Genomic DNA, 7,270 nt, shown 5'->3' on the forward strand with positions numbered 1-7,270 from the left:
TTTTTGTGTTTTACCTCTCGGGGCCGCGCCTCTTGTTTCACTCGCGCGGGGTCCCCTGGTCGTCCCTCGTCCCGGGGGCCCACCGCTGTGTCAGGGGGCCTGCACGCTCACGGGGTCAGCACGATCTTGCCGAAGACGTCGCCCTTGGCGAGGCGGGCGAAGCCGTCGCGGGCCTCGGTGAGCGGCAGCACGGAGTCGATCACCGGGCGGACGCCGGTATTGGCGCAGAGCGCGAGCAGGCCGGCCAGCTCCTCCTTGGTGCCCATGGTGGAGCCGACCACCTTGAGCTCCAGGAAGAAGATCCGGTTCAGCTCGGCGGCCTTCGGGCTCGGGCCGGAGGTGGCACCCGAGATGACGATGGTGCCGCCGGGGCGCAGCGACTTGACGGAGTGCGACCAGGTGGCGGCGCCGACGGTCTCCATCACGGCGTCGACCCGCTCGGGGAGCCGGGCGCCGCTCTCGAAGGCGGCGTCCGCGCCGAGCTCCACGGCCCGGGCCCGCTTGGCCTCGTCCCGGCCGGTGACCCAGACCCGCAGGCCCGCGGCCTTGGCGAGGACCACCAGTGCGGTGGAGACGCCGCCGCCGGCGCCCTGGACGAGCACGGTGTCGCCGGGCTTGACGCCGGCGTTGGTGAACAGCATCCGGTAGGCCGTCAGCCAGGCGGTCGGCAGGCAGGCGGCCTCCTCGAAGGAGAGCTCGGCCGGCTTGGGCAGCAGGTTCCAGGTGGGGACGGCCACCTGCTGCGCGAAGGTGCCCTGGTAGCGCTCGGTGAGGATGGAGCGCGGCTCGGTCGGCCCGACGCCGTGCCCGCTCTGGCCGATGACGGAGTGGATGACCACCTCGTTGCCGTGCTCGTCGACGCCGGCCGCGTCGCAGCCCAGGATCATCGGCAGTCGCTCGGCGGGCAGGCCGACGCCGCGCAGCGACCACAGGTCGTGGTGGTTCAGGGTGGCGGCGCGGACCGTGACGGTGGTCCAGCCCTCACGGGCGGCGGGCTCCGGCAGCTCGCCGAGTTCCAGCGCGCTCAGCGGGTCGTCGGCGTCGATACGTGCGGCGTAGGCGGCAAACATGGTCCGGACGATAGCCGCGCACGCCCGGGGCCCGGTACCACGCGCGGATGTGACCTCCACCGCGTGTCCCGGGCCCCGCCGGGTGTGCTACCGGCGTGCGACGCCCTCGGCCCGGGCGGCCTCGGCCACGGCCTTGGTGACGGCGGGGGCGACCCGCTCGTCGAACGGCGACGGGATCACCTTCTGCGGCGTCAGCTCGTCCGCGACGACCGCGGCGAGCGCCTTGGCGGCGGCGAGCTTCATGCCCTCGGTGATCCGGGTGGCCCGGACGGAGAGGGCGCCGGCGAAGATGCCGGGGAAGGCGAGCACGTTGTTGATCTGGTTGGGGAAGTCGCTGCGGCCGGTGGCGACCACGGCCGCGTACTTGTGCGCGACCTCGGGGTGGATCTCCGGGTTGGGGTTGGCCATCGCGAAGACGAAGCAGCCCTCGGCCATGGTGGCGACGACCTCCTCGGGGACGGTGCCGCCGGAGACGCCGATGAAGACGTCCGCGCCGGCCAGCGCGTCGGCGAGCGAGCCCTTGATGCCCGTCCGGTTGGTGAGCGCGGCGATCTCGGCCTTGACGTCGGTCAGGTCGCCGCGGCCCTCGTACACGACGCCGCGGCGGTCGCAGACGGCCACGTCGCCGATGCCGGCCGCGACCAGCATCTTGGCGATCGCGATGCCGGCCGCGCCGGCGCCGGAGATCACGGCGCGCAGGCTGCCGATCTCGCGGCCGCTGACCTTGGCGGCGTTCCACAGGGCGGCGGTGGTGACGATCGCGGTGCCGTGCTGGTCGTCGTGGAAGATCGGGATGTCCAGGGCGTCCTGGAGCCGGCGCTCGATCTCGAAGCAGCGCGGCGCGGAGATGTCCTCCAGGTTGACGCCGCCGAAGGACGGCGCGAGCCGGACGACCGTCTCGACGATCTCGTCCACGTCGGTGCAGGCCAGCGCGATCGGAACGGCGTCCACGCCGCCGAACTGCTTGAACAGGATCGCCTTGCCCTCCATCACGGGCAGCGACGCCTCGGGGCCGATGTCGCCCAGGCCCAGCACCGCGGTGCCGTCGGTGACGACCGCGACCGTGTTGGCCTTCCAGGTGTAGTCGTTCACCAGCTCGGGCTGCTCGGCGATGGCGGTGCAGACCCGGGCGACACCCGGGGTGTAGGCGAGGGACAGGTCGTCCGCGTCGCGCACCGGAACGGTGGCCCGGACCTCCATCTTGCCGCCGCGGTGGAGCGCGAAGACGGCGTCGACCGGATCGTCGGTGTCCTGCGTGTTGGGGTGGATGATCTCCGCTGCCACGTTGACCTCTTCGTCAATTGATCAGCGAGGACGCGGTGGCCGACGGTCGTGGCGACCCCGTAGCGGCGCCGAAGGACGGCGACACCCGGGTACGCCGCTTCGCGTACCCGGAGTGGGGTCGGGGCGCGGCCGCCGGGCTGCGCCCTCGAATGAGGGTTTTTGGATTGTCTGCGCTGTGCTTCCGGTCGTGCCCAGGCTCATCCGTACGAGCCGGACAGTGACAGCCACCGCCGAGCCTAGGCGGGACGAAGGCACCGCACCTGTGCCTTTCTGTCCTCGTCGCGCACCGTTCACCCCGTTGCGGCGCTTGACGGACCGGACACCGGGTGGTCCCCACGACGGCCGGCGGCGGCAACGACGCGTTCGTTCGCACACCCGCAGGAGTGAACGCAGACGCGGAGGGGAGCTGGTGCATCGGATCCAGAGTCGGCGTCGTCGACTTCCGGTCCTGCGCACCCCGGCACCGCACCGCTCGATTGGGAGCGGCGGAGCCGGCGGTCTGCCTTCGTTTCGTCGGGGGTCACCCGATACCAGATTCTGACATACCCGCGACCTCGGACAGGAGGGAGGGATGGGAGGATCACAATTCCCGCACCGGCATTCGGACAGTTGTGCAGCCCCCGCGAACACGAACCGTCCAGCATCCGGGCCCCCCGCCGAGCCCGCCGGCGCACCGTTCCACCCCGCTCCCCCAGGAGGACGTCCGCATGCACGCCACCGCCCCGATACCCGCCCGCGCCGTCACCGCAGCCGCCGCGTTCGCCGTCGGCGCCCTCGCCCTGACCGCGTGCGGCAGCACCGCCCCGAAGGTGAGCAGCGAGAGCCTCCACGACAAGCTGCCCGCCAAGATCCGGGACGCGGGCGTGCTGAAGATCGCCTCGGACATCAACTACGCGCCGGTGGAGTTCAAGGGCCAGGACGGCGCGGCGACCGGGATCGACCCGGACCTCGCCCAGGCGATCGGCAAGCGGCTCGGGGTCAAGGTGGAGTTCGAGGACACCGCGTTCGACAAGGCCATCCCCGGGCTCCAGGCCAAGGAGTTCGACGCGGTGATGTCCGCGATGACCGACAACCGCACCCGGCGCGACGGCACGGACGCCGACGGCAAGCAGGTCAACCCGGGCGTCGACTTCGTCGACTACCTGATCGTCGGCACCTCGATCCTGGTCCCCAAGGGCAACCCGGCCAAGATCGCCAAGCTGGACGACCTGTGCGGGAACACCGTGGCGATCCAGCGCGGCACCACCCAGGCGGACATCGTCGACCGGCAGACCGCGGCCTGCGCCCGCAGCCACAAGCCGCTCACCGTGAAGCTCTTCGAGAACGACACCCAGGCACTGGCCGAGGTGGCGGCCGGGCACGCCGACGCCGACATGAACGACCTCCCGGTGGCCGCCTACCTCGCGTCCAAGGGCGGCCCGGGCGGCAGCAAGTTCGAGGTGGCCGGCCCCCAGCTGCAGCCCGCGCCGTACGGCATCGCGGTGGCCAAGGACAACACGGACCTGCGCGACGCGCTGGTGAAGGCGATCAACCAGATGATCCGCGACGGCGAGTACGACACCATCCTCGCCAAGTGGGGCGTCTCGGCCGCCGCCGTGCAGAGCGCCGTGGTCAACGGCGGCTTCTGAGCCGTACCGGGACGGGCGCCGTGCGGGACCGGCACCGCACCGGGACCCGACGCTCCGGGCACCGGCCTCCGCCGGTGCCGACAACTAAGTCTGCATACTTATACGGAGGGTGACACTGGGTCGGAATTCGTCCGAATAGCGGACGGCATAGCCCCTTGTTATCCGATTTTGATCTGAAACACGACCCGTTCACCCTCCGTGAGTGGCAGGATTCCCACAACTCGAATCGCAGAAAGCCACTGGTCGAGGCGGTTCGATCATTCGCCATCTCGGCGGAGGGTGGCGAAGGCACGACCCGGATGACCCGAACAAGTGAACGACCGGCACGGCAGGCGCACGACGAGGTGTGCACGGCCGCACAACCGGTGCACCGCCGTCCCCCCGGCGGGGCGCTCCGCCCGTCTCTCCCCCAGGAGGAGATCCCCCTCATGACCGCTCGCACCCTGCGCCCCCGCATCGTCGCGGCAGGCGCCGCACTCGCAGCCGGAACCCTGATGCTCACCGCGTGCAGCAGCTCCGGCTCGTCCTCCGCCTCCGGTTCCGGCGCCGCGAACCCGACCGCCACCGTCAAGGCGGCCTCGGCCGACCCGTCGCTGGCCGCGCTGGTGCCCGCCGACGTCAAGTCCGGCGGCAAGCTGGTCGTCGCCGCGGACGCGTCCTACGCGCCGAACGAGTTCAAGGACGACAAGGGCAACATCGTCGGCATGGACGTCGACCTGGCCAACGCCATCGCCGCCAAGCTCGGTCTGAAGGCCGACGTGCAGAACGCCGACTTCACCTCGATCATCCCGGGTATCGCCGCCAAGAAGTACCAGCTCGGCATGAGCTCCTTCACCGACACGAAGGAGCGCGAGCAGACGGTCGACATGGTCACCTACTTCACCGCCGGCAGCGCCGTCGCGGTCAAGAAGGGCAACCCCGACAAGATCGACGCCAAGGACCTCTGCGGCAAGAAGGTGGCGGTCCAGACCGGCACCACCCAGGCCGACGAGATCAAGGACACCCGCAACCCGGACTGCACCAAGGCCGGCAAGCCGACCATCCCGGGCGACGGCGACAAGTTCTCGCTGCAGACCGACGTCACCCAGGCCGTGGTGGCCGGGCGCGACCAGGCCATGATGGCCGACTCCCCGGTCGTCGACTACGCGCTGAAGCAGACCAACGGCCAGCTGGAGAAGGTCGGCGAGACCTACGACAGCGCGCCGTACGGCATCGTCGTGGCCAAGGGCTCGGACCTCAGCAAGGCCGTCCAGGGCGCCGTGCAGTCGCTGATCGCCGACGGCACGTACAAGTCGATCCTCGACAAGTGGGGTGTCTCCGCCGGCGCGGTCACCACGTCCCAGATCAACGCCGCACAGAGCTGACCTCCGCCACCCCGACCCCCTGAGGCTACTCAACGTGAACCCCACCGATCAGGGGCAGGTGACCCCGGGACGGCCTGAGACCATCAAGGCCGTCCCGGTCCGCCACCCCGGACGCTGGGCGGGAATGATCGTCGTCGCGGTCCTCGCGGCGATGCTCATCCACGCCCTGGTCACCAACCCGGCCTTCGAATGGAGTGTCGTCGGCGACACCCTGTTCAACGACCAGATCCTGCACGGCGTCGTCGTCACCCTCGAACTGACCGCCCTCGCCATGGTGATGGGCGTGGTCGGCGGCATCGTCCTCGCCGTCATGCGGCTCTCCCCCAACCCGCTGCTGTCCGGCGTCGCCTGGGTCTACATCTGGGTCTTCCGCGGCACCCCGGTCATCGTGCAGCTGGTGTTCTGGAACTTCCTGGCCGCGATCTGGCCGAAGCTGTCGATCGGCATCCCGTTCGGCCCGGACTTCGTGTCCGGCTCGACCAACACGCTGATCCCGGTCTTCGTCGCGGCCCTGCTCGGTCTCGGCCTGAACGAGGCCGCGTACATGGCGGAGATCGTCCGCGGCGGCCTGCAGTCGGTCAGCGAGGGCCAGACCGAGGCGGCGCACGCGCTCGGCATGAGCCAGTTCACCACCATGCGCCGGATCGTGCTGCCGCAGGCGATGCGGGTGATCATCCCGCCGACCGGCAACGAGACCATCTCGATGCTGAAGACCTCGTCGCTGGCGAGCGTCATCGCCCTGGAGGAGCTCTTCCAGGCCGGCCACAACATCTACTCCCGCACCTTCCAGACCATCCCGGTCCTGATCGCGGTGAGCGCCTGGTACCTGTTCATGACCTCGATCCTCACCATCGGGCAGTACTACATCGAGCGGCACTACGCGCGCGGCGCCAACCGCACGCTGCCGCCCACCCCGCTGCAGCGGCTGCGCGGCCTGTTCGGCGGACGCACCCCGCGCCCGACCGAGCACGACGTGGTCCCGGGCCTCGAAGGAGGGGGTCACGTATGAGCGACCCGACCAAGATCCCGGCGGAGTCGGGCGGCCTGATGGTCCGGGCCGAGCAGGTGCACAAGTCGTACGGCCTGGTCCCGGTGCTCAAGGGCATCGACCTGGAGGTGCGCACCGGCGAGGTGTTCGTGCTGGTCGGACCGTCCGGTTCCGGCAAGTCGACCTTCCTGCGCTGCATCAACCACCTGGAGAAGATCAACGCCGGCCGGCTGTACGTCGACGGCGACCTGGTGGGCTACCGGCAGAAGGGCGACCGGCTCTACGAGCTCAAGGACAGCGAGGTCGCGCTGCAGCGGCGCGACATCGGCATGGTGTTCCAGCACTTCAACCTGTTCCCGCACATGACCGCCCTGGAGAACGTCATCGAGGCGCCGGTGCAGGTCAAGGGCGAGTCCAGGGCCGCGGCCAAGGAACGCGGGATGGCGCTGCTGGAGCGGGTCGGCCTGGCCGAGAAGGCGAAGAACTACCCGTCCCAGCTCTCCGGCGGCCAGCAGCAGCGCGTGGCCATCGCCCGGGCGCTGGCCATGCAGCCCAAGCTGATGCTCTTCGACGAGCCCACCTCGGCGCTCGACCCGGAGCTGGTCGGCGAGGTCCTCGACGTCATGCGCGGCCTCGCCGAGGACGGCATGACGATGATCGTGGTCACCCACGAGATGGGCTTCGCCCGCGAGGTCGGCGACGCCCTGGTGTTCATGGACGGCGGTGTGGTCATCGAGTCCGGCAACCCCCGCGACGTGCTCACCAACCCGCAGCACGAGCGGACCAGGTCCTTCCTGTCCAAGGTCCTCTGACCGCACGCCCGGCGCCCCCCCCCCCCCGGGGGGGGGGGCCCCCCCCCGCGCCCCCCCCGCGGGCCCCCCCCCTATATACAAGTGGGGGCGCCGCCCGCGAGACACACCAGGCACACCCCCCCGC

General features: G+C 70.5%; 6 protein-coding genes. 4 read left to right on the top strand and 2 right to left on the bottom strand.

What is annotated here, in order from left to right; translation table 11 throughout:
• Positions 1-107: 107 nt before the first annotated feature.
• A complete protein-coding gene (locus ACFV0G_RS31245; protein ID WP_380555300.1) occupies positions 108-1,070 on the bottom strand; it encodes a zinc-binding dehydrogenase in 963 nt (320 codons plus the stop codon).
• A gap of 87 nt (positions 1,071-1,157) precedes the next feature.
• A complete protein-coding gene (locus ACFV0G_RS31250; protein ID WP_380555302.1) occupies positions 1,158-2,354 on the bottom strand; it encodes an NADP-dependent malic enzyme in 1,197 nt (398 codons plus the stop codon).
• A 707-nt stretch (positions 2,355-3,061) separates the two neighbouring features.
• On the opposite strand from ACFV0G_RS31250, the gene ACFV0G_RS31255 reads away from it, so the two are divergent.
• The 4 genes from ACFV0G_RS31255 (at position 3,062) to ACFV0G_RS31270 (ending at position 7,146) form a co-directional block, all read left to right on the top strand.
• Positions 3,062-3,982, top strand: coding sequence for an ABC transporter substrate-binding protein (locus ACFV0G_RS31255; RefSeq protein ID WP_380555304.1), 921 nt, complete (start codon positions 3,062-3,064; stop codon positions 3,980-3,982).
• A 428-nt stretch (positions 3,983-4,410) separates the two neighbouring features.
• Positions 4,411-5,346, top strand: coding sequence for an ABC transporter substrate-binding protein (locus ACFV0G_RS31260; protein WP_380555306.1), 936 nt, complete (start codon positions 4,411-4,413; stop codon positions 5,344-5,346).
• A 34-nt stretch (positions 5,347-5,380) separates the two neighbouring features.
• A complete protein-coding gene (locus tag ACFV0G_RS31265; protein ID WP_380555308.1) occupies positions 5,381-6,355 on the top strand; it encodes an amino acid ABC transporter permease in 975 nt (324 codons plus the stop codon).
• Positions 6,356-6,393: 38 nt separating this feature from the next.
• Positions 6,394-7,146: an amino acid ABC transporter ATP-binding protein gene (locus ACFV0G_RS31270; protein WP_380555310.1), complete on the top strand. Its 753-nt coding sequence runs from the start codon at positions 6,394-6,396 to the stop codon at positions 7,144-7,146.
• Positions 7,147-7,270: the final 124 nt, after the last annotated feature.

It is taken from the genome of Kitasatospora sp. NPDC059571, from assembly GCF_042735675.1.
Classification (GTDB): domain Bacteria; phylum Actinomycetota; class Actinomycetes; order Streptomycetales; family Streptomycetaceae; genus Kitasatospora.